Genomic DNA, 25,200 nt, shown 5'->3' on the forward strand with positions numbered 1-25,200 from the left:
AAATAATGATGTCATCTGGAAGCAATCAGATTAAATAGACCAAATCAAACAATATACGAAAAGAGGGTTATGCCAGTTTAGCTTTAATTTTAGCTGAAACTTGTGCAGGATCGGCACGTCCGGCTATGATCGGACGTAGAGAATTCATCACCTTACCCATATCTTTAATGCTAGTAGCTTGTTGAGCAAGAATAGTTTGCTCAATCACGGAATCAAGTTCTTCCTCAGTCATAGCTGCTGGTAGAAACTGAGATAAAATCTCAACTTCGGCTTGTTCCTTACTAGCTAAGTCTTGTCGATTAGCACCTTCAAAGGCTTTAATCGATTCTTTGCGTTGCTTGATTTGCTTTTCAATGACCGCGAGAACTCGACTATCATCTAGTTCAACGCGTTCATCGACTTCGATTTGCTTAATTGCTGCCTGAAGACTACGGATTACCGTTAACTTGTCCATTTCTTTGGCACGCATTGTTACCTTCAAAACTTCAGTTATTTGGCTTTTTAAAGTAGTCATTTATATATTCCAGACAGTCAATCAATCACAAATTAATCTTAGTAAAGGCGAGTGGTGCGTACAGATTCGCGAGCCAATTTCTTTTGGTAGCGTTTAACTGCAGCAGCTTTTTTGCGCTTACGTTCTTGAGTTGGTTTTTCGTAGAATTCGCGTTTACGAACATCTGCTAAAACACCAGCTTTTTCGCATGAACGTTTGAAACGACGGATAGCTACGTCTACTGGTTCGCCTTCTTTCAATTTAACTTGTGGCATGAAGAATCCTCTAGTTTATGGATAAGACTTAACGCCGAATTGCGCTAAGTCACAAGTGAAGGTCAGTATTTTACTCATTTACATCTCATACCACAAGTCTATAATAGCTTTAGCAATATTTTGAAATGTATAAAAGGCAATTTAATGATCGTTCTGGGCTTAGAAACTTCGTGTGACGAAACTGGTCTCGCACTCTATGACAGTGAAGTCGGCTTAAGAGGACAGGTACTTTATAGTCAAATTAAATTGCATGCAGAATATGGTGGTGTGGTGCCAGAACTGGCTTCTCGTGACCATGTTCGAAAGCTTATTCCTTTGATGAATCAATTGCTTGAAGAAAGTGGTGTAGATAAGCCAGAGATTGATGCTGTTGCTTATACACGTGGACCTGGGCTCATGGGTGCACTGATGACAGGTGCTTTGTTTGGGCGTACTTTGGCTTTTGCCTTAAATAAGCCTGCGATTGGGGTGCATCATATGGAAGGTCATATGCTTGCTCCATTATTGTCTGAAACTCCACCGGAATTTCCGTTCGTGGCACTATTGGTTTCAGGTGGTCATACTCAATTGATGGCGGCTTATGGCATTGGTCAATATGAAATGTTGGGTGAGTCGATTGATGATGCGGCGGGGGAAGCATTCGATAAGGTGGCTAAAATGATGAGCTTACCTTATCCAGGTGGTCCTAACATTTCAAAACTTGCGGAACAGGGTGACGTAAAAGCTTTTGATTTCCCACGTCCAATGTTACATCAAGGTTTAGACTTTTCTTTTAGTGGACTGAAAACATCGGTTTCTAATCAATTAAAGAAAGTCGAAGGTCAGGGTCGAGAAGCTGATATTGCTGCATCTTTTCAAGAAGCGTTGGTTGATACCTTGGTTAAAAAGTCAGTTAAAGCATTAAAACAAACCAATCTTAAACGTTTGGTCATTGCTGGTGGTGTCAGTGCAAATAAACGTTTGCGTGAGCGTTTAGAAGCTGATTTAGCGAAAATCAAAGCTCAGGTGTATTATGCAGAACCTGCTTTATGTACAGATAATGGCGCAATGATTGCTTTTTCAGGTTATCAGCGTTTGAAAGCTGGGCAGCATGACGATTTGGTGGTAACAACGACACCACGTTGGCCGATGATAGAATTAAGCAAACCGGCAGATATCTAATTTGCAATACTGAAAAAGAGGCTTAAAGCCTCTTTTTTATTTTCAATATATTAATCGTAGGATGGACTAATTAAAGGACGCAAATCGTTATTTGGTATTTAAGGTTTTCTTATGAATAATAACAAATGAACCACAGCCAGCGATAAGCGCTAAAAAGCTACCTAGAAGAAATAGATTAAATCCGTTAGGAATAAAACCTGAAATAAAGATAAAGCCACCCATCACAGTGACCAACATTAAAGCTAAAAGCAGTGCATTGATTATTTTAGTCTCTGGTGCTTTACGAGTAATCATATAGCCAATGAGAATCAGCCCAATGAAAAAAAGCACATGAATAATGTTTTCAAGTATTTGCTTATCTATAAATTGATGACCAAGTAATGTCAAAATGAATAAAAAAATATTCATTGCAACCACTAAACCTACGCCATAAGCAAAATAAAGAAAATTCATTGATCAACACATGCTACTTTTTAGAAGTGGACAAGATACTAAAAAAATCGAATGTTGAGTACGATTAATTTCGAGATATTTACGAGAGATGCTTAAAGATCAGCTTGTAAATGAACTCATTTAAATAGGTCAATTGTGAGATAAGAATACGTTAAATAATAAGTTAAATTATAGTCTTATTGATGTCGGTAAGAAATGAAAGTGAAAAGAGCTGATCAAGGCTCTTTTTTGTTAATTCGATTGTAAATTGATATATTCCATATAAGCAATGCCTTTAATATTCTCAGATTTAAGTGCACCATTATACCGATATGAAGTCGCATATCCACGTCCGTGACCATATTGGAAGGTAGTATCACAGTCAGCAAGGATATTGATGATTTCTACGCCATTATCTTTAACAATCCATTGAAACGTTTTTGGAATTTTCATGGCTTCGCCATAGGGTGAGATTTGAGGTTTGTCGTTATACTTTAAAATTTTAAACTCTACATCCGTATAGACTTCTGCTTGTTTATTCAGATGGCGAATATGCGCAGTATAAGTTGCAGCTTTTCCTAAAATATCGGCTTTTGTGAGTAGGATTTGCGTATTTTTATTGACGTTAATAATTTGATAAGTAAAAAAATCGAGTGGAATTTTATAATGTTCAGGGAGTAGTTTTGAATAAACAGAATGCATACCTGTTGATCTTGCATATTCATAAGTACACAGATATTGAATGTCATAAGTCTTGGTGGTATCTGTAAGCGTGCCACTTATTGTTGAAAGCAAACTAAAATGATCGTAAATGGGATTCTTTAAAAACCAAGATACATGCCGAGTTACATCTAAATCAAAGTCAAAATACAAACCAAGATACTGACCTTTAAGCTTAATATAGGGTAATTCTCCATAAATTTTTAGATCATTACCTAAGCGAATCAAGTCGCCATTTTCTGTAAATTCGCATTCACCATCAAAATCATAAGCTTTGAGAAAAGAATCTGTGGTTGCAGCCGTGCTTGAAAAAAATGTAGCAGTGTGACGAGGTGATTTTTTATCTCTAATGAGTTGATCATGATCAAAAGCTAAGGCACTCGGAGTTCCGAGTAAGATCGTAATATTTAAATAGCGATGAGGCTCAGGCAGGTTTGGAATAAAGATTCCATAATGTGTCCAGCTATAATATTGCTCATTTAATCGAGGACGAATGATGTCGTCATCTAAAAAGGTGAGTACAGAATTTTGAACTGATGAATCAAGTAAAGGCTTTAAATTTAATAGGGAATGTCCTAAAAATTTGGAAATAACGGAAAGTTTATTCATATGTAGTTTTTAAAATAAAATAGATTGAGATGATTGGCAAAATAACCAATGTATAAAATGTTGAATGAGCGTATTCATTGATCATTTTTAAGTTTGGTCAGATAGATTTAAGCTTCAACTTCTAGAAATGAGAGATTCAGATATTCTCCACTGACGTTTTAAAACTTTCTTTTAACTCAATGTACTTCGGGTGATTTTTAGCAATATCCCATTGCACTTTAAATATTCTTGCTGACTCTGCTTTAACAGGATCCTCAGCACTGCGTGGGAGTTCTTCACGTCCATGTGCACCACTTAAACCTTTTTTATCATCGGGAACTGGTCCATTATATTTCTTACCACCTTTATGATTGGCATAACGTCTTGCTCGGGTATAACCCATTTGAAGAAATTTTCGCGCCATGTCAGCACCGACAAAGTCATCATTTGAGAGATATTCTAAAAACAGTTGATAAATTTTTTGACTGCTTTCTGTGGCTTTTTCTGGATCAGCAAATTTCCAAAAAGGTAAAATTTCAGATTTATAGGGCTGTACCAATAAGACACCTTGCTCACCACGTCCTATACGGTAAAGCTCAGGACGCTTTCTAAAATTAATTTGGTCGAAATCTAACGCATAATTAAACGAATTAGAGTGGACTCGACTCGGGCGCGTGGGAATCTTGTGAGTAGGTTTAGCCATAGTTAAGCTCTCTATAGAAAGATGAATCGCTTAAATGTTGAGTGGTAAAAATCACACATTTTGAATGAAAAATATACGCCATGATTGGGATTAAGTAAATTGATCATGCTTTAAACAGTGATATTTAAGTTATTTAGAATGGTGGTGTGATGGGGTGTTTTGTTGATTTAAAAATTTAAACTGTTTTTATTTTCACTTTGAAATGAGGACTGTATTTATAAAAATCTAAATTTGAAAATGAATGCTACCTCACAAAGATGATTGAGAGGTAGGATTTTAATCAATATCAATAACCTAAAATATCAATGTATTAGAGTGTCTTTAGTTGTTCAGAACCAATCCAGTGCTTAGAAAATTGGTACGCAGAACGACCAGAACGCTGTCCACGACTTTGACTCCAACGAAGTGCTTCGGCACGGACTAAAGCTGTCATTTGAATATTTTGTTTTGCTAAGTAATGTTCAACGATCTCTAAATATAAATTTTGATCCATTGGGTAAAAGGAGAGCCACAAACCAAAACGATCCGACAATGAAATCTTTTCTTCAATCGCTTCTTGAGGATGTAATTCGGTGTACTGTGGGACATCCACCCGTGTAACAGGAGTATTTTCATGCATGAATTCAGGCAGTAAATGGCGACGGTTACTGGTGGCATAAATAATAAAATTATTTGAACCTGACTGAAGTGATCCATCTAACACACTTTTTAAACTACGATAATTTTCATCTTCGGCATTAAATGCTAAATCATCACAGTACACGATAAATTTTTCAGGGCGGTCTTGAATCAGTTTTTGAATTTCAGGCAAATCAGCCAGATCATCACGTTCAATTTCAATCAGCCTTAAACCTTCATTTTGATAGCGTGATAACAGTGCGCGTACGATTGAAGACTTACCTGTACCGCGTGAACCTGTCAGCAATACATCATTTGCAGGAAGACCTTTTAAAAATTGCTCAGTATTTTGGAGTACTTTCTGCATCTGACGTTCGATGCCTTTTAAGTCTTCTAAAAGAATTGGTTTGGGTTGATGAATGGCTTTCAGTTGTTTATTTTGCCATTTAAAAGCAGGGGCGCTGAAGTCTGTACTTTGTTTAGGTTCTGGTAGAACATTTTGTAATTGTTCAAGAACAGTCGAAAGGCGCTCTATAAGATGATCTGGAAGTTCAAAAGTTGCCATATATTTCAGCTAAAGTGTTGTTTAAAGCCATCTTAATCTAGCATAGATCACCAAACAATAATTCAGACTTAAGGCAAAGTAAAAGTATTTAATCATCAATAAAAATAATATTTTGGTGATTGATTAATGCACATAAATTCAGCATAGTTTTGATGAGAAAAATATTGAATCCTCAGGATTAAAATCAAAGGAATAATTAAAATGGCATTTAATCACCACGCTGATCTTAATCCACATCAACAATATCGTATTAAAAAATTAAAAAGAGAGCTGAATCGAGCTGAAACTTATGCGGAATGGAAAGAGATTGCATTAAGCCTAGATCAGGAAACTGGCGCACAAGAATGGAAATATGACAATAGTTCACCTTACTTTGATGCTGAAATTATTTCCCACCGTTTAAATATGTTACGTCGTTATAAGCTACAAAATCGTGTGGTGGATTTGATTTATATTTTGAGGGAAGGGTTATCGCATGATGTTGCAAATATTGGACATCCGATGCTGTTTACCCAAACTTATGTAGGAACCAAAAAAATTATTGAGGATTACATTCATGAAGTCTGTGAAAGCCTTATTTTTATCGCGTCACAAAAGTGTGATTCGCTAAGTGTGCAAGAAAAGAGCGACTTTTTTCAAAACTGTCAGTTGGCTTATGGGCAGCCTGCGATGATGTTCTCTGGTGGGGCATCATTAGGTTTATTTCATACAGGGGTGTGTAAAGCACTTCGAGAGCAGGATTTGATGCCTAAGGTCCTGTCTGGTTCGAGCGCAGGTGCAATGATGACTGCAATGCTAGGCGTATCGAATTCTACCGAAATTGATCAAATCCTCACGGGTGAAAGTTTTTATAGTGAAGCATTTCATTTTCGCAGTATGAAAGAATTATTGCGTGGTGATGGTGGTTTTGCAGATGTCCGTTATTTAAAAAAGTTCTTGGTTGAAAATTTAGGTGATCTGACTTTTGAAGAGGCCTATGAAAAATCGGGTTTAGATATCAATATCAGTGTTGCTCCTTATGATGTAGCGCAAGAAGGTGCGCGCATTATGAATAAATATACCGCACCTGATTTGTTGGTATGGAGTGCAGTACTCGCATCATGTGCCGTACCAATTTTATTTCCACCTGTGCGGTTGACCAGTAAACGCTATGATGGCGTGCATACACCTTATTTGGCGAGTATCCGTTGGGTAGATGGTAGTGTGCGCAGCGATTTCCCTCAGGAGAAGCTAGCGCGTCTTTACAACGTCAATTACACCATTGCCAGTCAAGTAAATCCGCACATTGTTCCTTTCATGCAATCCGATGAGGAGCGCTTTCGTACAGACTTACTCAGTTGGCCTCAACGGATTGTACGCACTCATGGTAAAGCCATTGCAATGGACGTGATGAACTTTACCCGTGATCGTATGGGACGCGTACCGACTGTGCGCCGTATGCTGGATCATGGTTATGGCATTGTTGATCAGCGTTATTATGGTGATTTAAATATTATTGGCAATTACAGCTATAAACATTACCAATACATGCTACAAAATCCGCGTCCTCATTTATTTAAAGTTTTACAACAGGAAGGTGAGCGTGCAACATGGTCTAAAATATCCAGTATCGAAGCACACGCTCGCATTGGTAAAACCATTGAGCATTGCTTAGAGCTGTTGAAACCCTTACAAACGAAAAGTGAACGTGTTAAGTCTCAAACTTCAAGATCAAATCTTCCCTCAGCTCAAGCAAGCTCTTAATTCAGAGCGCAGTCAAGAGTTTGGTCGTCGGATGTATCGAATTGAAATCGACGATCAAAAGCTTTGGTTAAAATTACAATACAGAAATGTCAGTGCGCTACATGAGCAGAGTTTTCTGAATGAAATTAATCAATATCAAAATATTCATCAGCTGAATGGTGAGATTTTATCGCCACATCGAGTGTTAGATGTAAATAACTTAGAACATCGCGCAATAGAGAATGCAATTCCATCACTGTTGATTGTTCATGAGCTTGCTCCACTGTTTGATGTCTCATCAGCGCAGTTATCTGTAGACGCGATTAGATCGGTATTTTTACGGAGTCTTGAAGTACTAGAGAAATTACATGATCTTGGTTATATCCATGGTGATTTAAAAGTTGAACATTTTAGAGCATTTGAAAATAGGGCAGTGTTGATTGATCTTGAACAATGTGTAGATCTAAATCATTTAGTGACACAAGAAAATACGGCTACGCCACGTTATATGGCACCTGAATTATTCCATGCAGAGCCCAAGTCATATGCAACTGATCTTTATGCAATTGGTATTATTTGGTTGGAATGGTTAACGCAAAGTAAATTACAAGCAAAAACTTACATGGAATGGGCAAAATTACACTGCCAAAGCCTAAAAATAGAATTAGATGATCCATTTAAACAATTTGAAACGCTGTTTGAACTGCTTTTAAATAAGAATAAAGCCATTCGCTGTACAAATTTTTATCAAATAAAACAGTTATTAAGCGATATTGTTTAAAGAAAAAGCAAGGAATAGTTAAATCGTTTTTTATTTAATCAAACGATTAACTTTTTAATAAAAAGGGCTTGTCAGGTGGGGGTGATCTCTATAATATACACAGCCATCGGGGACGTGGCGAAATTGGTAGACGCACTGGATTTAGGTTCCAGCGCCGCAAGGTGTGAGAGTTCGAGTCTCTCCGTCCCCACCAAGTAATTTACTGAGGTGGAACGACCGAAGTAAGTGAAATAGAGGATTGGTGTAATGGTAGCATGACGGTCTCCAAAACCGTTCGTCAAGGTTCGAGTCCTTGATCCTCTGCCAAGTTTTATGAAACTCATTACATATATGTTGTAGTTGAGTATTCAATGGGGACGTGGCGAAATTGGTAGACGCACTGGATTTAGGTTCCAGCGCCGCAAGGTGTGAGAGTTCGAGTCTCTCCGTCCCCACCATTATTAAAGCAAGGTTTGATACCTTGCTTTTTTATTGCCTAAAATTTGATAAATTGATTCTTGAAATATTTATATTTCATTATTTAGTTATGCAGAAATTGAATCAAACAGTTAATAAACTTTTATTTAACTTGATTGCTAAAAACAAGTGGGTTGAATTAAAGCATAAAATAAGTTTTGCTCATTTTATTAGATAGTTTAATTTCGGGAATAAAAAAGCCCAAATCCTTGGGCGTAAATGATCTTACTAAATCTTTTTTAATTTGAGTGAAAATTTCAAATCATAGGTCGAATGATGATTGATATATCTTCGACTATGAAGCGAATTCTCTAAGCTATATAACTAAATAACTAAGCTTTTAAATGATCCTCAAATTCTTCACCAAGTTGCATCGCTAAATTATTACCAGATAGGTCGCAGGTCACTAGACCATATTCTTTTTTAAAGCTAAAAGTAAAGCCTCGATTATCGGTTAATGTTTTAACTGAATAGCCTAATTTTTCTAACCAAATACGAAATGCGATCAAATTTTTTGCTTTAACAACCTTTTTCATTAGATAACTCCTTTTAGTGATCTTTATTAAATTAGGGTGAAAAAAATCTTTTTAAAGGGCTGGATCAAAAGAAATATGAAAAATATTTTTGTTTGTTTATTTTATATCCAATTCTTGTGATTGGAAGCATTGAGTTGTTTCAAAATACTTTGTTAACTTAGGTTAAGATTATGTATTTTATGATTTATTTTAAAATATTGAAAAGTGGTGATTTTATTCTGAACTTAGGTTGTCTAATAAAAAATTTTAAAAAATAAATGGATTGAGTGGAGCATCATGATTGATTGAACCTATTCTATTGTGAACAATCAATCATGATTTTAAGCAAGCATAGCTTAAATTTTTGGATATTTAGGTCATTAGTTTACTATTTTTATTCAAATTAATGTCCAATTTAAATCTTCGAAAGCATCATTAGGATTTAGAAATGATCCTTCAATTCTCGAACATGTTTAAATTCTTCAGCACTTTCAACGCGTAAAAATGGATTGGTTTTCAGCTCAAGTTCAATGGTTGATGGAAGTGTAATTTTACCTTCTTCTCTTAAAGCTTGTACTTCTTTAACTCGTTGTTGAAGGGCTTTGTTTTCTGGTTCGACCGTGAGTGCAAACAAGCCATTAGACAGCGTGTATTCGTGTGTACAGTAGACTTGGGTTCGGGGTGGTAGTGCAGCTAAACGATTCAAAGATTGATACATTTGTTCCGCTGTGCCTTCAAACAATCGTCCACATCCCATTGCAAACAATGTGTCACCACAGAAGAGGGTATCAATTTCATCAATGAAAAAAGCGATATGTCCAAGTGTATGCCCAGGAATGGAAAAGACATCAACATCCAATCCGTTAAATTGAAACTGTGTATTATTTTCAAGTGGATGGCTGATGAATGGAATTTTAGACAGTTCTTCACGAGGGCCATAGACAGGTATTTGTTGTTCTGCAATCAGTTCGGGTACGCCGCCAATATGATCTTTGTGCCAATGGGTGAGCCAAATCTGTTGCAGTGTAATCTGGTTCTCTAAGCAAAAGGATTGAACTAAATCTGCTTCAGTAGGATCAACGACGATCGCTTCCTTTGTATCGGTGTCTTCCAATAACCAAATATAATTTTGAAGTGCATTTTTAACATCAATAACGTGTATTTGGTAAGCCATGAACATATCCTTAGGTGACTTGCTTGGTCGAACTGCTATTACAGGTTTTATCCTAATTTAAGCAGATGTAATTGTAAATTGTAGTCATAATTTATTCATTTAAAGATAAAAGTGTCGAATTAGACTTTAATGCTTTTTAAGAGCAAGGTATCTTCAATATGTAAATACATGTGAATGGATCAAGAAAATGAAAAAACTAAATATCGCGACTGTGCTACTCACTTCGACTTTTATGGTTGCATGTGCAAGTCATACGCCAGCATCTAATAAAGAGAGTGGTGAGTTTAAGCGCGATCCATCATGTAAGGTAAATGAAACGATAGCACGTAATGCTGTACCACCAACGCCAAATAACATGAGCTTGCCAAGTTTTGGCCAAGGGGTGATTGGTTGGGCGACAGGACCTGAAGGTGCGAAAGCTCGTTTGGAAAATGTGGCTCAAAAAGATATTCAAGGCTTTAAAGATAAAGGTGTGACACTACCAATGGTAAAAGAGTGGCAAGCTTTTTATGAAAATGAAGTGCAGCGTAATCCATGTAATCCGACAGCGCCATTTAGAGCAGATTTGATGAAAAAGATTGCTGAACTTTGGGTGAATTGATTCTTATAAAAGATGAATAGTTTTTAGAATACTAAATAAAAAGGAGCGTAAGTCTCCTTTTTATTTTTGAAATCATTGTTCGTTATAAATTAGCAGGCAATGCCTTGGTTGATTTCAAGACTCTCTAATTTTCCATTATTAAATTTTAAATATAAAGCTGATGTATAACCTTCATCAAAATCCGTTGGATTTTTTAAATAATTCTTTATTTCGGATGCGTTAAGTATAAGCACTACAGTATTGTTATTTTTAGCACTGACTGGAAAGTCCTTTTTGAATTGAGCTAAAGTGTATTTGAAATCGATTTGTTTTTGATTTACTTTGATATTTTCTGTTAAATGGCCGGCATTCTTCCATGTGAGCCAAACACGACCTTGAGTTGTACCGAGTTGCTGAAAATTATTTTTAGTTTCGTAGTATGTTGCAGATTTGATTTGAGGATTATCCTCGGCAAATATTTCAAATCTGAGCTGTTTACTATTTTTATATTCGGTTGAATAGTCATGGTTAGCTGTACATTCAGAATATTCTTTTGAGATTTTGTGTGTAGTTTTACCGAAAATTTTATCGACTTGATTTGCTGCCACAGGTTTGTTGATTTCGATGCCATTTACTTGAATCGAGCTTACATAATCCATAGTGGCTTTGGCAAAGGCGTAACAAGGTAAAATTAAAGTGAATACGAGACATGAGGAAGTGATAATTTTCATTGTTTTATATTATTTAAAGGTTTCAGAAACACTAACACTTCATTTTAAAATTGCAATATATAAAAAACACTTTGGATATTAAAAAATAAAGCCCTCGATCGAGGGCTTTATTTCATCGCATTTTTGCGAGTCGTTCACCAATCATTTGGACTAACTGTACCAAGATCAGTAATACAACCACGGTGAGAAGCACCACACTGGTGTCAAAACGCTGATAACCATAAGAAATAGCCAAATCACCAATACCACCTGCACCGACAGCACCTGCCATTGCAGTTGCTCCAATTAAGCTAATGGTCGCTGTGGTGAGGTTGAGAATCAGTGAGCTACGTGCTTCAGGTAAGATAAACTTAAACACGATTTGAAGAGGAGATGCTCCCATTGCATGGGCAGACTCTACAATGCCTTCATTCACCTCAAGCAGCGATGTTTCGACCAAACGACCAATATAAGGACCGACATAAATCGTCAATGGAACAATCGCAGCCCATGTGCCAATAGATGTACCCACCAGAAGTTTGGTTAGTGGTAATACCGCAATCAGTAGAATAATGAAGGGGAGTGATCGCAGTGCATTCACGATCGGGTTTAAACCGTGGTAAATCGCACGATTGGGTAAGATCCCTCCGTTACGTGTCACAACTAAGGTGATCCCTTGAATGAAACCCCAGATCGTACCGAAAATCATCGCAAAGAACACCATGTGGAAGGTTTCTTGCAGAGCGGTAACAAACTGATCGATTGAAAGTGAACTTTTCCAAAATGGAGCAGTGATTTCAGTTAACCACTGGACAATCAAATCTCTCATTCGGATACTCCTGATTGCTCAACTTTGACACCATGCTGTTCAAAAAACGCAATGGTTTGTTGAATGATTTCAGCATCACCAAGTAATTGAACAAACATTTGACCGATCACTGCACCATGAATTTCAGTCATATTGGCAAATAAAATATTCAGGCTGATATCGAACTGCTTAATTGCAGCTTGTACAACAGTTTCTTGAGCTGAAGTGCCTAGAAACTGTAGGCTGTAAATACTGTGGTGATTTTGATTTTCTAAATTATTCAAAATTTTGACAGGAAGCTGTTGTTGTAAAACCGTCTGGATGAATGTTTTAGTGGTTGGGTGCTGAGGCTGGCTAAAGATTTCAAGTGTAGAACCAGACTCAATCACTTTACCTTGTTCCATGACAGCGACATAGTCACAAACAGTTTCAATCACATCCATTTCATGCGTTACCATGACAATGGTAATGCCTTGCTCTTTATTAATTTTTTTAAGTAATTCAAGTACAGATTTGGTGGTCTGAGGATCAAGCGCACTGGTTGCTTCATCACAGAGTAAAATTTTAGGATGATTGGCAAGAGCACGTGCAATACCTACACGTTGTTTCTGACCACCTGAAAGTTCATCAGGAAATGCATCTTTTTTATGTTTTAGGTCAATGAACTCTAGAAGCTCATTTAAGCGTTTTTCACGCTCTGCTTTGCTAAACCCCAAAAGTTTAAGCGGCATTTCAATATTTGCAGCAACCGTTTTGGTTTGCAATAAATTAAAATGCTGAAAAATCATGCCAATATTGGCACGTTCTTGACGGAGCGAACGAGCATCCAATGCAGTAAAGTCTTTTTGATTAATAATGACCTGACCTTCATTGGGTCTTTCCAATAAATTAATCAAGCGAATAAGCGTACTTTTACCTGCACCACTATACCCAATAATGCCAAAAATACTGCCGTCTGGAATGGATAAGTTGATCTGATCCAAGGCGCGTATGGTTTGACCTTTGAGTTGATAGTGTTTTGAAATATTTTTAAATTCAATCATATCGTCAAGAACTATATATAAAATGAAAAACAGGCAAAGTTAATTTGCCTGTTTATTTAGTAGAAGTATATTACTATTTTGATTCAGTGAGGTAGCTAATCGGTTTATTTACATCAACTTTAGTACCAGCGAATTTTTCTTGAACGAACTGCTTAACCGCTTCTGTGTGGTACAACGCACCTACTTTTTGTAAAACTGGATCATTTTGACGATCAGCAGAAGTCGCTAGAATGTTAACGTTCATTTTTGTGCTTTGGTCGATTGGCTCGTAGTAGATCGCATCTTTCAATACGTTTAGACCACCTTCCATTGCCAAAGTATTACCTAAAACAATCGCGTCTACTTCGTCTTTTACACGAACAGCCGTTGCCATTTGAATCGGTTTAATCACAATTTGCTTCGCATTTTCACTTACGTCAGCAGTTGTGCCTTTTACATTGTCAAAGTCAGCTTTAAGTTTTACTAAGCCTGCTGATTGTAATAACAATAATGCGCGAGATTCGTTTGCACCGTCATTGGGAATGGCAATCGTTGCGCCTTGTTTAAACTCTTCTAGTTTTTTAACTTTGCTCGAGTAGATACCCATTGGTTCTAAATATGTAGTCGATAATGGTGCAATTTTATCTTTGTTGGATTCGTTGAAAGCCACCAAATATGCATAAGACTGGAATGCATTTACATCGATTTCTTTATTGGCTACAGCAGTGTTCATCGCAACATAGTCAGTAAAGTTTTTAACATCTAGCTTTAAGCCTGCTTCTTTAGTTTCAGGTAAAGAAGCGATATGACGCCAAACATCAGCATCTGAACCTGTTGACGCGATTGTGACGGTTTGCACTGCTGCTGTATCTGTTGCTTTCGCTTCTGGAGCAGGGGTTTCTTGTTTAGAACAACCTGCGATACCTACGCTTAACCCTAGTACGAGTCCGAGAATCTTTTTCATAAATGTGTCCCTGATAAATTAAAATAAACCATTAATTTATCGATAATATTAGAATGTTTTTAAGTCTTAATTTGAATGATCGACTTATCCATTAGACTGTAGATTGACTGACATATTGTTGCAATACTCTTTCAGTCGAATAAGTCATTCAATCTGGCGATGAGTACTTAATGAATTGAAATCAGTAAAATTTAAAACTTAAATTGATAACGAAATTTAAATGGATGATAACAATTAATATTTATTCTTTATAGTGGATAGAACAGAATTGGTTATCGCTAAAAGTGCATAAGAAAATAGTTTGAAAATATATAAAACTTATAAATTACAGTCTTATATTTTGAATATGTAACTTCCTTGCTTAAAAATAACTAGATCAATGCTTTATAAGATTTTCTAAGATCTAAATCATAATTGTATATAAAGAGTTGCATTTCAATATTTAGGGTATTTGATTCTACATTTGAATAAATGGGGCAGTGTAGGAGTTTTTACTATTGGTGGAGGGCGTTGGAGGTAAATCATCACTTTAGGTTTCATAAAAATTAAGAGTATTGATAAATTATATGTTTGAATATTTGACTAGATAATTTATTTTAATAAGCAATTACATTTAAAATTTTAACTATTTAGTAGGGGCTTTGAGTGAGTAAGAATGTTTCCATAGGCGTATCTGGATTCTTAGAAAAATTAAATGAGTACACATATGATCGAGATAATAATGTTTATTTTTTTAGAGGGCATTCAGATAAAAGTTATAAGTTGATTCCTAATATATATCGTGAAAACATAATCAAACATGAACATATTTTATTCAAAGAGCTTTTACTTAAATGTCCTCAGGATTTTGAGTATTGTAAAACAACTTTTGAACTTCTAGTAAAGATGCAGCATTACTCTCTTCCTACTCGATTGTTAGATATTACAATAAATCCATTAGTTGCATTATATTTCGCATGCCAATCTAAGCCCAAAGATGATGGTGAGATTATTATATTTGAAATACCTAAATCAGATATCAAATACTATGACAGTGATGCGGTAAGTATTTTATCTAATTTAAGTCGTGTTGATTCTAATTTTTGTTTACAAACTGATTTAGATAAAGAAGTACTTCCGTCTTGTGATGAATATGATGAAATGATACGAAAATTTAATAGTTCATATCAGCTTAAAAAGTTAACTTATGAGATTCAAAGTGAAAAGCCACATTTTGTTCCTCGTATGGATCCAGAGGTTTTATCAAAAGTTTTATGTGTGAAACCTAAAATGGATAATCCAAGAGTGATAAAGCAAGATGGAGCGTTTTTTCTATTTGGTATCGATGGTTGCAAAAATAAGCCTGCTGAGATTGATCAAAAATATATTTTAAGTAAAAAGAATAAAATTATTATACCAGCTAATAGTAAGCAAAGATTGATATATAACCTTGAGCTTTTAGGTATTACAGAGGCTACTATTTTTCCTGAAATTGACAGTGTGGCAAAATATATTAGAAGAAAATATAGTGATTAAATAAAAAACCCCGCACTTAGCGGGGTTTTTATTAATCTAAATTTAGATTAAGCATTTTCACGAGCAATTGCGCGGTAACCAATATCTTTACGATATTGAACACCATCGAAAGTCACTTTTTGACAAAGCTCTAATGCTTTCGCTTGCGCTTCACCAATGGTATTACCAAGTGCAGTCACACATAACACGCGACCACCCGCAGTTACTATATCACCATTATCAAGTGCTTTAGTCCCTGCATGGAATACTTTCGCATCTGTCATTTCAGTGTCTAAACCTGAAATCACATCACCATTGCTAGAGGTTTCAGGGTAGCCACGTGATGCAAGTACGATACCAACAGTTTTACGATCATCCCACTCAGCTTCAGCAGGTAGATTGCCATCTAAGCCTGCTTGAACCAAATCAACTAAAGATGATTTCAAACGCATCATAATTGGTTGAGTTTCAGGGTCACCAAAACGACAGTTGAATTCGATCACTTTAGGTTGACCTTGCTCATCAATCATTAAGCCTGCGTATAAGAAGCCAGTGTAAACATGACCATCATTTTTCATGCCTTCAACTGTTGGACGCATGACTTCATTCATGGCTTTTTCAAACACTTCTGAAGTTACAACAGGAGCAGGAGAGTAAGCGCCCATACCACCAGTGTTTGGACCTTGGTCACCTTCAAAAATACGTTTGTGATCTTGTGAAGTTGCCATCGGTAAAATGTTGTCGCCATCAATCATACAAATGAAAGAGGCTTCTTCACCTGCAAGGAATTCTTCGATTACAACACGTGAACCTGCATCACCAAATTTGTTGCCTGCAAGCATGTCATCAATGGCATCAAATGCTTCTTGATTGGTCATTGCCACGATCACGCCTTTACCCGCAGCAAGACCGTCAGCCTTGATTACGATTGGTGCGCCATTTTTTTCAACAAATGCTTTCGCTGCATCTACTTCTGTGAACACATCATAGAAAGCAGTTGGGATGTTATGGCGTTTTAAGAAGTGCTTGGCAAATGCTTTTGATCCTTCTAGTTGTGCAGCGAACTTGGTAGGTCCCCAAGCTTGAACACCTGCTGCGCGACAAGCATCAACTACACCATTCACCAGTGGAGCTTCAGGGCCTACAACAATCATATCGACTGCATTGTTTTTAGCAAATTCGATGATTGCAGCATTATCGAGAATGTCTAGCGATACATTTTTACATTTATTTTCAGTTGCAGAACCCGCATTACCTGGGGCTACAAAAACTTGAGCAACTTGATCGTCTTGTGCGATTTTCCATGCCAATGCATGTTCACGGCCGCCATTACCCAAAACTAAAATATTCATCGGTTCATACTCCATGAATCGAAAATGACATAAAGTCCTCAGCCTGTAAGCAGGAGAGGACTTTATCTCGATTATAAATCAAATGTATTAAGCATGAATAAGTGCTTATACGACATAATCAGTTTGCCAACTTAGTGACGGAAATGACGCATGCCAGTGAAGACCATTGCAATGCCAGCTTCGTCAGCTGCTGCAATTGTTTCTTCATCACGCATAGAACCACCCGGTTGGATGATGCATTTGATACCTGCTTTTGCAGCATTATCAATACCATCACGGAATGGGAAGAATGCATCAGATGCCATAACTGCACCTTCAACCACTAAACCTGCATGTTCAGCTTTAATCGCAGCAATACGAGCAGAGTTTACGCGGCTCATTTGACCTGCGCCTACACCAATCGTTTGACGGTTTTTAGCATAAACAATCGCATTTGATTTCACGTATTTCGCAACTTTCCAAGCGAAGATCATGTCATCAATTTCTTGTTCAGTCGGTGCGCGTTTAGTCACAACTTTAAGATCATCTTTAGTAATCATGCCTAAGTCTTGATCTTGAACCAATAAACCGCCATTTACGCGTTTATAGTCAAGTTGAGATTGACGTGCATCAATCGCAGGAAGTTCACCACAGATAAGTACACGTACGTTTTTCTTCGCGCCAGTTACTTCAAGAACGCCTTCAGCAACGCTAGGTGCAATGATCACTTCAACGAATTGACGGTCAACAATCGCTTGTGCAGTTGCAACGTCTAATTCACGGTTGAATGCAATGATGCCACCGAATGCAGATTCAGGGTCAGTTGCATAAGCAAGGTCATAAGCCGCTTGGATGCCATCTAGAGATACAGCAACGCCACATGGGTTTGCGTGTTTTACAATGACACATGCAGGCTTAGCAAATGATTTCACACATTCAAGTGCTGCATCAGTATCTGCGATGTTGTTATACGAAAGTTCTTTACCTTGTAACTGTTTAGCAGTTGAAACAGATGCTTCAGTTGCAGTGTCTTCAACGTAGAAAGCAGCAGACTGATGCGGGTTTTCACCGTAACGTAAATCTTGTGCTTTATTCAATTGAGTATTGAAAGTACGCGCAAACTTGTCAGCTTGACCTTCTTCTTTGCCTACACGAGCGCCTAAGTAAGAAGCGATCATACCGTCATATTGAGCTGTATGTTCAAACGCTTTTACTGCGAGGTCAAAACGTGTTGCAAGAGATAAAGCACCATCCACTTTAAGTTCAGATACAACCGTTGCATAATCAGTAGCATTGACCACAATACCTACTGACGCATGGTTTTTAGCCGCTGCACGAACCATTGTTGGACCACCAATGTCGATATTTTCAATCGCATCTGCAAGTGAGCAGTTTGGTTTAGCAACAGTTGCAGCAAATGGATAAAGGTTAACAACAACCAAGTCGATTGCATCGATGTTGTGTTCAGCCATTACAGCTTCGTCTAAACCACGACGAGCTAAGATACCACCATGAATTTTCGGATGTAGTGTTTTAACACGACCGTCCATCATCTCTGGGAAACCTGTATGCTCTGAAACTTCTACAACAGCGACACTATTGTCTTTCAACAATTTATATGTCCCGCCAGTTGATAAAATTTCTACCCCTAGAGCAGCAAGTTCTTGTGCAAATTCAACAATACCGGTTTTGTCGGAAACAGAGATTAAAGCGCGCTTAATAGTCATGATCTTCGTCACAGTCTTATAGAAACAGATTAAAACAAATTTGCGAAATGCAAGTTAAAAAAAATGCCTGCGAAATCGCAAGCATTTTATCATTTATTCACTCATTAAACCGTGAGCTTTCAACTTTTTACGTAAAGTACCACGGTTTAATCCGAGGATCTCTGCAGCACGTGTCTGATTACCACGTGTATATTCTAATACTACAGATAAAAGAGGTTTCTCCATTTCTGCTAGCACCATGTCGTAAACCTGAGATGGCTGCTCACCTTGCAATTGTGCAAAATAATGGCGAACTGCGCGATCTACGTGAATACGAAGAGCGACATCAGATTGTGCAGTAAAAATAGGAGATTTGCTATTCATGCGAGATAATCCGAAAATCAATAATCACTTGGGTAAAGTGATAAAATGTGGTCAAAATAAAAAACGAGCCCCGTTTTAGGTCCTAAAACGGATGACTCTAAAACAAGAACTTTAGCTTGCCATATAAATAACAATTGCGCGAAATTTAACCGTAACAATACTTTAATATTTGTTACCGGCTAATATTCAAAAAAAGAAAAAACTCCATGCGCAAAATATTTAAATTAAGCACAACAGTGAGATGTATTTTTTTGAAAAATTGCGAGAAGTTGCTATGGCATAGCTTTCGTGGCGCGTATCATACCATTGTCTTAGAAAAAGTGAGCAAGAAAACTACATTTTTTTTCACTTTTTTATCTTTTTTTTCACTTTTATGGACGTATCACTTCTAATTTATAACGATCAAATGAAATTTTAGGTTTATTTACGTTAAATTCGAAACGATATGGGCTTTTTGTTGGAATTCGAGTGATTCCATTTAAGCTGTCAATTAAATATTCTGATGGTGGGATAATTTGATTCAGGATAACTTTATCGTCTTTCATTAAAGCAATTTTAATGAGGGGGAGTTCTAAGCCTTTTTCATATTGATTGATCAATTGACCTTTAAACACTGTCGATTCATTTTTTGCGTCTATTACATTTACTTGTGCAACTTTGATTTGCATATAGCGTTCATCAATAGTTTCACAGTTAAAAGCATGACAGGTTGCAATAAAGGCAGCATTAATAAATGGGTGTCGATCTAAAAAATTGGGGTTAAACCATAGAATCTGAAAGATCAGTAAAAGTGCCAAAATCGAATTGGCAGCTGCCCAAATAAGATAATAGAGCTTGCTATGTGTCTGAGGGTTTGGAGATGCAATATTGTGTTGTGAAGACAGGTTCAGCGAAGGGAAGTTGGTAATCGGGTCTTTATTAAAGGTATTTAAATTATTCAGGTAAGTTCTGAGATTAATATTTGAGCCTTCAATCTTTCGTTCAAAAATATCGAGGACATTGGTTTCCGATGCATATTCTTCAAAGTCTAAAGTTTGAGAATAAGGAGAATGCTGAGAACTCAGCATTAGATCAGATTCATCTTTCTCTATTTTAACCAAATGAACCAGTGCATTAAACTCAGCAGAACATTTTGGGCAACAAACCATACCCTGCGAAATCGTTAACTGAGTCACAGAGACCTTGTAAACGGTTTGGCAATTTGGGCAGCGGGTTTGTTTTTGAGTCATAGTATAAAATTAGTTAATTGAATTGATGGCGTTTTCCAGAAATACGACACCAATGGCCGTCACGTTTTTCCACGTCTAATATATCAAAAAATTCAGAATAAACACGAGAAACATCATCAACTTGCTCTTCAATTACACCTGCAAGTGCGAACGCACCCTCAGATTTAATCAATGTTGAGAAGTCAGCCGCAAGTGCCATCAGTGGACCTGCCAAAATGTTAGCTACAAATACATCTGCTTTTTGATCGGCAAGCTCTTTATTGAACTCTTCTGGTAAGCCGACATATAGTTTATCAAGCACGCCATTGAGATCAGCATTTTGTTGTGTAGCTAAAACAGCTTGAGGGTCAATATCAGTTGCATAGACTTTTTTAGCACCGAGTAACAATGCTGCAACCCCTAAAATGCCTGAACCACAACCATAATCAATCACGATTTTATCTTTCACATCAGTTTTGCCCAACCATTGTAAGCAAAGGAATGTTGAAGCATGGTTACCTGTACCAAAAGCTAAACCCGGATCAAGTTTAATATTGACCGCATCCGCTTCAGGAGCTTCCATCCATTCAGGAACGATCCAATATTTTTCACCAATTTGAATTGGCTCGTAGGCATCCATCCAAGTGCGTTCCCATTCTTGGTCTTCCATGAATTCGCTACGCATTGGTTCAGTTGGAAGTTGAGTACGGATAAAAGTCTCAAGCGCTGCAACATCAATTTGTTCATCGTCTTCTTGAGCATAGATGCCAGTTACAATGACTTTATTCCAAAGCGGTGTTTCACCTGGAAGTGGTTCAAGTAAATCTTGATTTTCAGCATCATCTAAAGTCACGCTCACAGCACCAAGTGATTCTAGAAGCGTCTCGGTGAATTCAACTTGTGACTTTTCAACAGTAATATGAATTTGTAACCACTTCACAGTATAAAAACCTAAAAATATATTTGATGAGGTATTGTAGCTTATTCGACAGAAGCTTGTCGGGATTTAGCTTGAATGTTGCGTGAAATAGATAAAGGGTATTCATTTGAATACCCTTTAAAGTGTTTATTGTGAATGATGTATTGATGAGCTACTTTTTACCTTTATGTTTCTGCGTTCATCTGAGCTTGTTTTTGGGTGATCGGTGCAAAACGATTGAGCAATAGACCAAAAATCATGGCAAAGACGTACATAAAGATTGAATAGATCGCTGCAGGCATAGCGATAGCTGTGCTGTGTAAAATCGTAAGAGCAATGGTCATCGACAGGGTACTGTTATGAATGCCAATCTCGAATGCACAAGCTCTTGCTTGGAAACTCGGAATACCAAAAAAGCGCGGTAAAAAATAGCCGACACATAAGCTGGCAAAACAAAACAGAGCAGTTGCAAGACCAACTTGACCGATATAATTGATCATATTTTCACGTTCTGAATAGATCGCACCGATGACGATCAGAACCAAAAAAACCACCGCAAAAATACGAACGGGCTTTTCAAGCTTATCTCCAACATTGGGTGCATATCGACGTATTAACATACCGATACTGACGGGAATTAAAATAATCGCAAAAACTTGTAAGATTTTACTGAACTGTAAGCCAATCTGCATGGAGTCTTGAATAAAGTGATGAATCGCAAAGTTGACAATCAGCGGTAGAGTGACTGCTGCGATAATGGCATTAATCGCAGTTAAGGTAATATTTAAAGCCACATCACCACGGAATAAATAACTAAACAGATTGGCAGTTGCACCACCCGGCGATGCTGCTAATAGAATCAGACCGACTGCCAAGAGTGGTGGTAGATTTAGTACCTTGCAAATCAAAAAGGCGATAGCAACCAAAATTACCAATTGTGAAAATAGAGCGATTAATACAGCTTTAGGGTGTTTGGACACCCGAGCGAAATCTTTTAAAGTCAGCTCTAAGCCTAATCCTGCCATGACAATAGCAAGTGAAAGTGGCAAAAATATTGTGATTAATCCATTATCCATAGAATCGTCCCGAATAGATTATTGTTTTAATTTAGAAATTCGATTTAAGATTGAGCTAAATCGTGAATATTATTTAGCCTAAGTTTTAGCTTTAAAATCAAAAAAAAGCAATCAAATCTAAGAAATGATTGCTTTTGATTTTTTGGATTTTGATGTGGGTTTAAAACATAAATGGGCGCTATGCTTTTGGCATGGGTGGAGCATAACCTAGAGCGCATTTGCCTTTATATTCTTTACCTTCAATATTGACTGATTTTACTTCAGGGTCAGTTTTACAGCTTGAATTCAATTGCTCTTCAGTGCCTTTAATACCAGAGGCATTGCTTGGAAAGAATTGAGTTTGGCAAGTGCCATTCCAAATAATGCCTTTGAAAGGAAAACTCACGTCTGCACCTTCTGATTTTCCTTTACAGACATTTTGATATTGTTTGGCGTTATAGGTGCTCTCTACTTTATCGTTGGCAAAGCCAGTGGTCGTCATCGCCATGCCTATACATAAAGGCATGAATATTTTTTTGAGATTCATCGCGTCTATCCTTTTACTCCTTTTACTGAGTTAACACTCAATATGCTATAAAAATAACCAATAGGATTACATGCACATGATGTAAACAACTCATTTTAAAATGTATCTAATATTCAAGGCTCACTCCTCATATCGAGATGAAATTAGCTTAAACAATCTGAAAAGATTCAAATAAACAGCCAAACAAACAGCAATAGCCTGTTTCGAATTAATGAAAGAGAATTTGTCTCTAGTGAATGAAAATTTGCTATAATTTGCAGTCATTATTTTTTATCTCCTAAATACCACTATGCATTATCCTAAAGTTTACGATGTCATTGTTATCGGTGGCGGTCACGCAGGTACGGAAGCGGCTTTGGCTGCAGCACGTATGGGACGACAGACATTGCTCCTTACTCATAACATTGAGACTCTAGGGCAGATGAGCTGTAACCCAGCGATTGGTGGTATTGGTAAATCACATTTAGTCCGTGAAATTGATGCTCTAGGCGGGGCAATGGCACTTGCTGCCGATAAAGGCGGTATTCAATTCCGTATTCTAAACTCACGCAAAGGTGCTGCGGTTCGTGCTACACGTGCACAAGCTGACCGTGTACGTTTTAAAGCTGCGATTCGTGAGACTTTAGAAAACCAAGCAAATCTAGATATTTTCCAACAAGCGGCTGATGACTTAATCGTTGAAGGCGATACCGTTAAGGGTGTTGTTACCCAAATGGGTATCCGCTTTGATGCGAAAACAGTTGTACTGACAGCAGGTACGTTCTTAGGTGGTGTGATTCACGTCGGTCTTGAGAAATCAAGCGGTGGTCGTGCAGGTGATCCACCTTCAATTTCATTGGCACATCGTTTACGTGAATTAAATCTTCCTGTGGGGCGTTTAAAAACGGGTACGCCACCACGTATTGATGCACGTTCAGTAGATTTCTCTGTAATGACTGCTCAACCAGGTGATTTCCCATCTCCTGTGATGTCTTTCATGGGTGATGCATCAATGCATCCTGAGCAAGTGAACTGCTATATCACACATACTAATGAAAAAACACATGACATCATTCGTGGCGGTTTAGACCGTTCACCAATGTACACTGGTGTGATTGAAGGTGTGGGACCACGTTACTGCCCATCGATTGAAGACAAAATTCACCGTTTCGCAGATAAAGACTCACATCAAGTATTCCTAGAGCCTGAAGGTTTAGATACTCATGAGTTATACCCAAATGGTATCTCGACTTCGCTTCCATTTGATGTTCAGTTTGAACTAGTTCGTTCAATGAAGGGTATGGAGAATGCGCACATTCTTCGTCCAGGTTATGCGATTGAGTATGACTACTTCAATCCACAAGCATTAAAATTCTCTTTAGAAACTAAAGCGATTAATAACTTGTACTTTGCAGGTCAAATTAACGGTACAACAGGTTATGAAGAAGCGGGTGCGCAAGGTTTACTTGCAGGCTTGAATGCTGCGCGCCGTGCATGGGATCAAGAACAATGGACACCTAAACGTGATGAAGCGTACATGGGTGTATTGGTTGATGACTTAATCACTTTAGGTACCAAAGAACCGTACCGTATGTTCACATCGCGTGCTGAATACCGTTTGATGTTACGTGAAGACAACGCAGATCAACGCTTAACTGCGATGGGGCGTGAGCTAGGCTTAGTCGATGATGAGCGTTGGGCTTCTTATTGTGAAAAAATGGAAGCAGTAGAGCGCGAAACAGGTCGTTTACAACATTTATGGGCTGCGCCTAACAACCCAATGGGTAAAAAGTTTGTAGAAATGACAGGCGCAGATCTTTCTAAAGAATGTTCTGCAATTGATCTATTGAAACGTCCAAATATCAGCTTTGCTCAAATTGCCGAATTAACAGATTCTGAAGTAACGCCGTTCGTGGGTGAACAAATTGAGATTGCGGTGAAATATGCAGGTTATATTAACCGTCAGCATGAAGATGTTGCTCAAATGAAGCGTTTGGAAGATACCAAGATTCCAGCTGATTTTGATTACGATATCGTTTCTGGATTATCACGTGAAATAACCTTGAAGCTTAAAGATGTTCGCCCTGAAACACTTGCTCAAGCAGGTCGTATTCCGGGTGTGACACCTGCTGCAGTTCAATTGGTGATGATTACGATTCGTAAAAATGCACAAACTAAAAAGTCTGCATAAGATTTTGAAGTAATAAAAACCCGCTAAGTGCGGGTTTTTTATGGGTTGGCTTCTATTGATAGATATATATGATGGTTGTATATATTTTAACTATGATTT

At 37.4% G+C, this 25,200-nt stretch carries 25 protein-coding genes and 3 tRNA genes; 9 read left to right on the forward strand and 19 right to left on the reverse strand.

Annotation, left to right across the window (positions count from 1 at the left end):
* Positions 1–67: 67 nt before the first annotated feature.
* Positions 68–514: a GatB/YqeY domain-containing protein gene (locus tag AC5YDM_RS00755; RefSeq protein WP_496150219.1), complete on the reverse strand. Its 447-nt coding sequence runs from the start codon at positions 512–514 to the stop codon at positions 68–70.
* Between the two features lie 38 nt (positions 515–552).
* On the reverse strand, positions 553–768 hold the full coding sequence (rpsU, locus tag AC5YDM_RS00760) for a 30S ribosomal protein S21 (RefSeq protein ID WP_001136722.1): 216 nt from the start codon (positions 766–768) through the stop codon (positions 553–555).
* 144 nt (positions 769–912) lie between these two features.
* On the opposite strand from rpsU, the gene tsaD reads away from it, so the two are divergent.
* A complete protein-coding gene (gene tsaD / locus AC5YDM_RS00765; protein ID WP_496150220.1) occupies positions 913–1,929 on the forward strand; it encodes a tRNA (adenosine(37)-N6)-threonylcarbamoyltransferase complex transferase subunit TsaD in 1,017 nt (338 codons plus the stop codon).
* Between the two features lie 87 nt (positions 1,930–2,016).
* Here the strand turns inward: tsaD and AC5YDM_RS00770 are convergent, their stop codons facing one another.
* The 4 genes from AC5YDM_RS00770 to AC5YDM_RS00785 form a co-directional block, all read right to left on the reverse strand.
* Positions 2,017–2,382, reverse strand: coding sequence for a hypothetical protein (locus AC5YDM_RS00770; RefSeq protein ID WP_496150221.1), 366 nt, complete (start codon positions 2,380–2,382; stop codon positions 2,017–2,019).
* A 231-nt stretch (positions 2,383–2,613) separates the two neighbouring features.
* The gene (locus AC5YDM_RS00775; RefSeq protein WP_496150222.1) at positions 2,614–3,690 is read right to left on the reverse strand and encodes a DUF6670 family protein; all 1,077 of its coding nucleotides are present in this window, start codon (positions 3,688–3,690) and stop codon (positions 2,614–2,616) included.
* A 136-nt stretch (positions 3,691–3,826) separates the two neighbouring features.
* Complete coding sequence (locus AC5YDM_RS00780) at positions 3,827–4,372, reverse strand: DUF4385 domain-containing protein (protein ID WP_496150223.1); 546 nt, start codon at positions 4,370–4,372, stop codon at positions 3,827–3,829.
* Positions 4,373–4,682: 310 nt separating this feature from the next.
* The gene (locus AC5YDM_RS00785) at positions 4,683–5,555 is read right to left on the reverse strand and encodes an ATP-binding protein (protein WP_496150224.1); all 873 of its coding nucleotides are present in this window, start codon (positions 5,553–5,555) and stop codon (positions 4,683–4,685) included.
* A gap of 201 nt (positions 5,556–5,756) precedes the next feature.
* Between AC5YDM_RS00785 and AC5YDM_RS00790 the strand changes: the two genes are divergently transcribed.
* The 5 genes from AC5YDM_RS00790 (at position 5,757) to AC5YDM_RS00810 (ending at position 8,495) form a co-directional block, all read left to right on the forward strand.
* On the forward strand, positions 5,757–7,298 hold the full coding sequence (locus AC5YDM_RS00790) for a DUF3336 domain-containing protein (RefSeq protein ID WP_496150225.1): 1,542 nt from the start codon (positions 5,757–5,759) through the stop codon (positions 7,296–7,298).
* Positions 7,243–8,058, forward strand: coding sequence for a protein kinase domain-containing protein (locus tag AC5YDM_RS00795; protein ID WP_496150226.1), 816 nt, complete (start codon positions 7,243–7,245; stop codon positions 8,056–8,058). The genes AC5YDM_RS00790 and AC5YDM_RS00795 overlap by 56 nt, the downstream gene beginning before the upstream one ends.
* 108 nt (positions 8,059–8,166) lie before the next feature.
* Positions 8,167–8,251 (forward strand) — tRNA-Leu (locus AC5YDM_RS00800).
* Between the two features lie 39 nt (positions 8,252–8,290).
* Positions 8,291–8,364, forward strand: a tRNA-Trp gene (locus AC5YDM_RS00805).
* A gap of 46 nt (positions 8,365–8,410) precedes the next feature.
* A tRNA-Leu gene (locus tag AC5YDM_RS00810) sits at positions 8,411–8,495 on the forward strand.
* 351 nt (positions 8,496–8,846) lie between these two features.
* On the opposite strand, the gene AC5YDM_RS00815 is transcribed toward AC5YDM_RS00810, so the two are convergent.
* Positions 8,847–9,050 (reverse strand): hypothetical protein, encoded by a 204-nt coding sequence (locus AC5YDM_RS00815; RefSeq protein ID WP_496125712.1) that lies wholly within the window; start codon positions 9,048–9,050, stop codon positions 8,847–8,849.
* A gap of 421 nt (positions 9,051–9,471) precedes the next feature.
* On the reverse strand, positions 9,472–10,203 hold the full coding sequence (gloB, locus tag AC5YDM_RS00820; RefSeq protein WP_496150227.1) for a hydroxyacylglutathione hydrolase: 732 nt from the start codon (positions 10,201–10,203) through the stop codon (positions 9,472–9,474).
* A 187-nt stretch (positions 10,204–10,390) separates the two neighbouring features.
* Here gloB and AC5YDM_RS00825 point away from each other — a divergent pair, with 187 nt between their 5' ends.
* On the forward strand, positions 10,391–10,804 hold the full coding sequence (locus AC5YDM_RS00825; protein ID WP_496150228.1) for a DUF4951 domain-containing protein: 414 nt from the start codon (positions 10,391–10,393) through the stop codon (positions 10,802–10,804).
* A gap of 89 nt (positions 10,805–10,893) precedes the next feature.
* Here the strand turns inward: AC5YDM_RS00825 and AC5YDM_RS00830 are convergent, their stop codons facing one another.
* The 4 genes from AC5YDM_RS00830 to AC5YDM_RS00845 form a co-directional block, all read right to left on the reverse strand.
* Positions 10,894–11,514: a hypothetical protein gene (locus AC5YDM_RS00830; protein WP_496150229.1), complete on the reverse strand. Its 621-nt coding sequence runs from the start codon at positions 11,512–11,514 to the stop codon at positions 10,894–10,896.
* 112 nt (positions 11,515–11,626) lie between these two features.
* Positions 11,627–12,322: a methionine ABC transporter permease gene (locus AC5YDM_RS00835; protein ID WP_496150230.1), complete on the reverse strand. Its 696-nt coding sequence runs from the start codon at positions 12,320–12,322 to the stop codon at positions 11,627–11,629.
* Positions 12,319–13,344 (reverse strand): methionine ABC transporter ATP-binding protein, encoded by a 1,026-nt coding sequence (locus AC5YDM_RS00840; RefSeq protein ID WP_496150231.1) that lies wholly within the window; start codon positions 13,342–13,344, stop codon positions 12,319–12,321. Before AC5YDM_RS00840 ends, AC5YDM_RS00835 begins: the two co-directional genes overlap by 4 nt.
* 73 nt (positions 13,345–13,417) lie before the next feature.
* Positions 13,418–14,287, reverse strand: a complete 870-nt coding sequence (locus AC5YDM_RS00845; protein ID WP_496150232.1) for a MetQ/NlpA family ABC transporter substrate-binding protein — start codon at positions 14,285–14,287, stop codon at positions 13,418–13,420.
* A gap of 645 nt (positions 14,288–14,932) precedes the next feature.
* On the opposite strand from AC5YDM_RS00845, the gene AC5YDM_RS00850 reads away from it, so the two are divergent.
* Entirely contained in the window at positions 14,933–15,802 is an 870-nt protein-coding gene (locus AC5YDM_RS00850; RefSeq protein WP_496150233.1) for an FRG domain-containing protein, read from the forward strand.
* 47 nt (positions 15,803–15,849) lie between these two features.
* Here AC5YDM_RS00850 and purD read toward each other — a convergent pair whose 3' ends face one another.
* From purD to AC5YDM_RS00885, 7 genes are all read right to left on the reverse strand, one after another.
* Positions 15,850–17,133, reverse strand: a complete 1,284-nt coding sequence (gene purD / locus AC5YDM_RS00855) for a phosphoribosylamine--glycine ligase (protein ID WP_496150234.1) — start codon at positions 17,131–17,133, stop codon at positions 15,850–15,852.
* Positions 17,134–17,264: 131 nt separating this feature from the next.
* On the reverse strand, positions 17,265–18,839 hold the full coding sequence (purH, locus tag AC5YDM_RS00860; RefSeq protein WP_496150235.1) for a bifunctional phosphoribosylaminoimidazolecarboxamide formyltransferase/IMP cyclohydrolase: 1,575 nt from the start codon (positions 18,837–18,839) through the stop codon (positions 17,265–17,267).
* A 93-nt stretch (positions 18,840–18,932) separates the two neighbouring features.
* On the reverse strand, positions 18,933–19,202 hold the full coding sequence (gene fis, locus AC5YDM_RS00865) for a DNA-binding transcriptional regulator Fis (RefSeq protein WP_001086304.1): 270 nt from the start codon (positions 19,200–19,202) through the stop codon (positions 18,933–18,935).
* Positions 19,203–19,573: 371 nt separating this feature from the next.
* Positions 19,574–20,431, reverse strand: a complete 858-nt coding sequence (locus AC5YDM_RS00870; protein WP_496150236.1) for a DUF3426 domain-containing protein — start codon at positions 20,429–20,431, stop codon at positions 19,574–19,576.
* Positions 20,432–20,444: 13 nt separating this feature from the next.
* Positions 20,445–21,350 carry a 50S ribosomal protein L11 methyltransferase gene (gene prmA, locus AC5YDM_RS00875; protein ID WP_496150237.1) on the reverse strand — a complete coding sequence of 302 codons (906 nt, stop codon included), beginning with the start codon at positions 21,348–21,350 and terminating at the stop codon, positions 20,445–20,447.
* 164 nt (positions 21,351–21,514) lie between these two features.
* Entirely contained in the window at positions 21,515–22,405 is an 891-nt protein-coding gene (locus AC5YDM_RS00880; RefSeq protein ID WP_496150238.1) for a bile acid:sodium symporter family protein, read from the reverse strand.
* Between the two features lie 178 nt (positions 22,406–22,583).
* Positions 22,584–22,931: a hypothetical protein gene (locus AC5YDM_RS00885; protein WP_496150239.1), complete on the reverse strand. Its 348-nt coding sequence runs from the start codon at positions 22,929–22,931 to the stop codon at positions 22,584–22,586.
* A gap of 289 nt (positions 22,932–23,220) precedes the next feature.
* Here AC5YDM_RS00885 and mnmG point away from each other — a divergent pair, with 289 nt between their 5' ends.
* Entirely contained in the window at positions 23,221–25,101 is a 1,881-nt protein-coding gene (mnmG, locus tag AC5YDM_RS00890) for a tRNA uridine-5-carboxymethylaminomethyl(34) synthesis enzyme MnmG (RefSeq protein WP_496150240.1), read from the forward strand.
* The last annotated feature ends 99 nt before the right edge of the window (positions 25,102–25,200 follow it).

Source organism: Acinetobacter sp. CY81, from assembly GCF_059515925.1.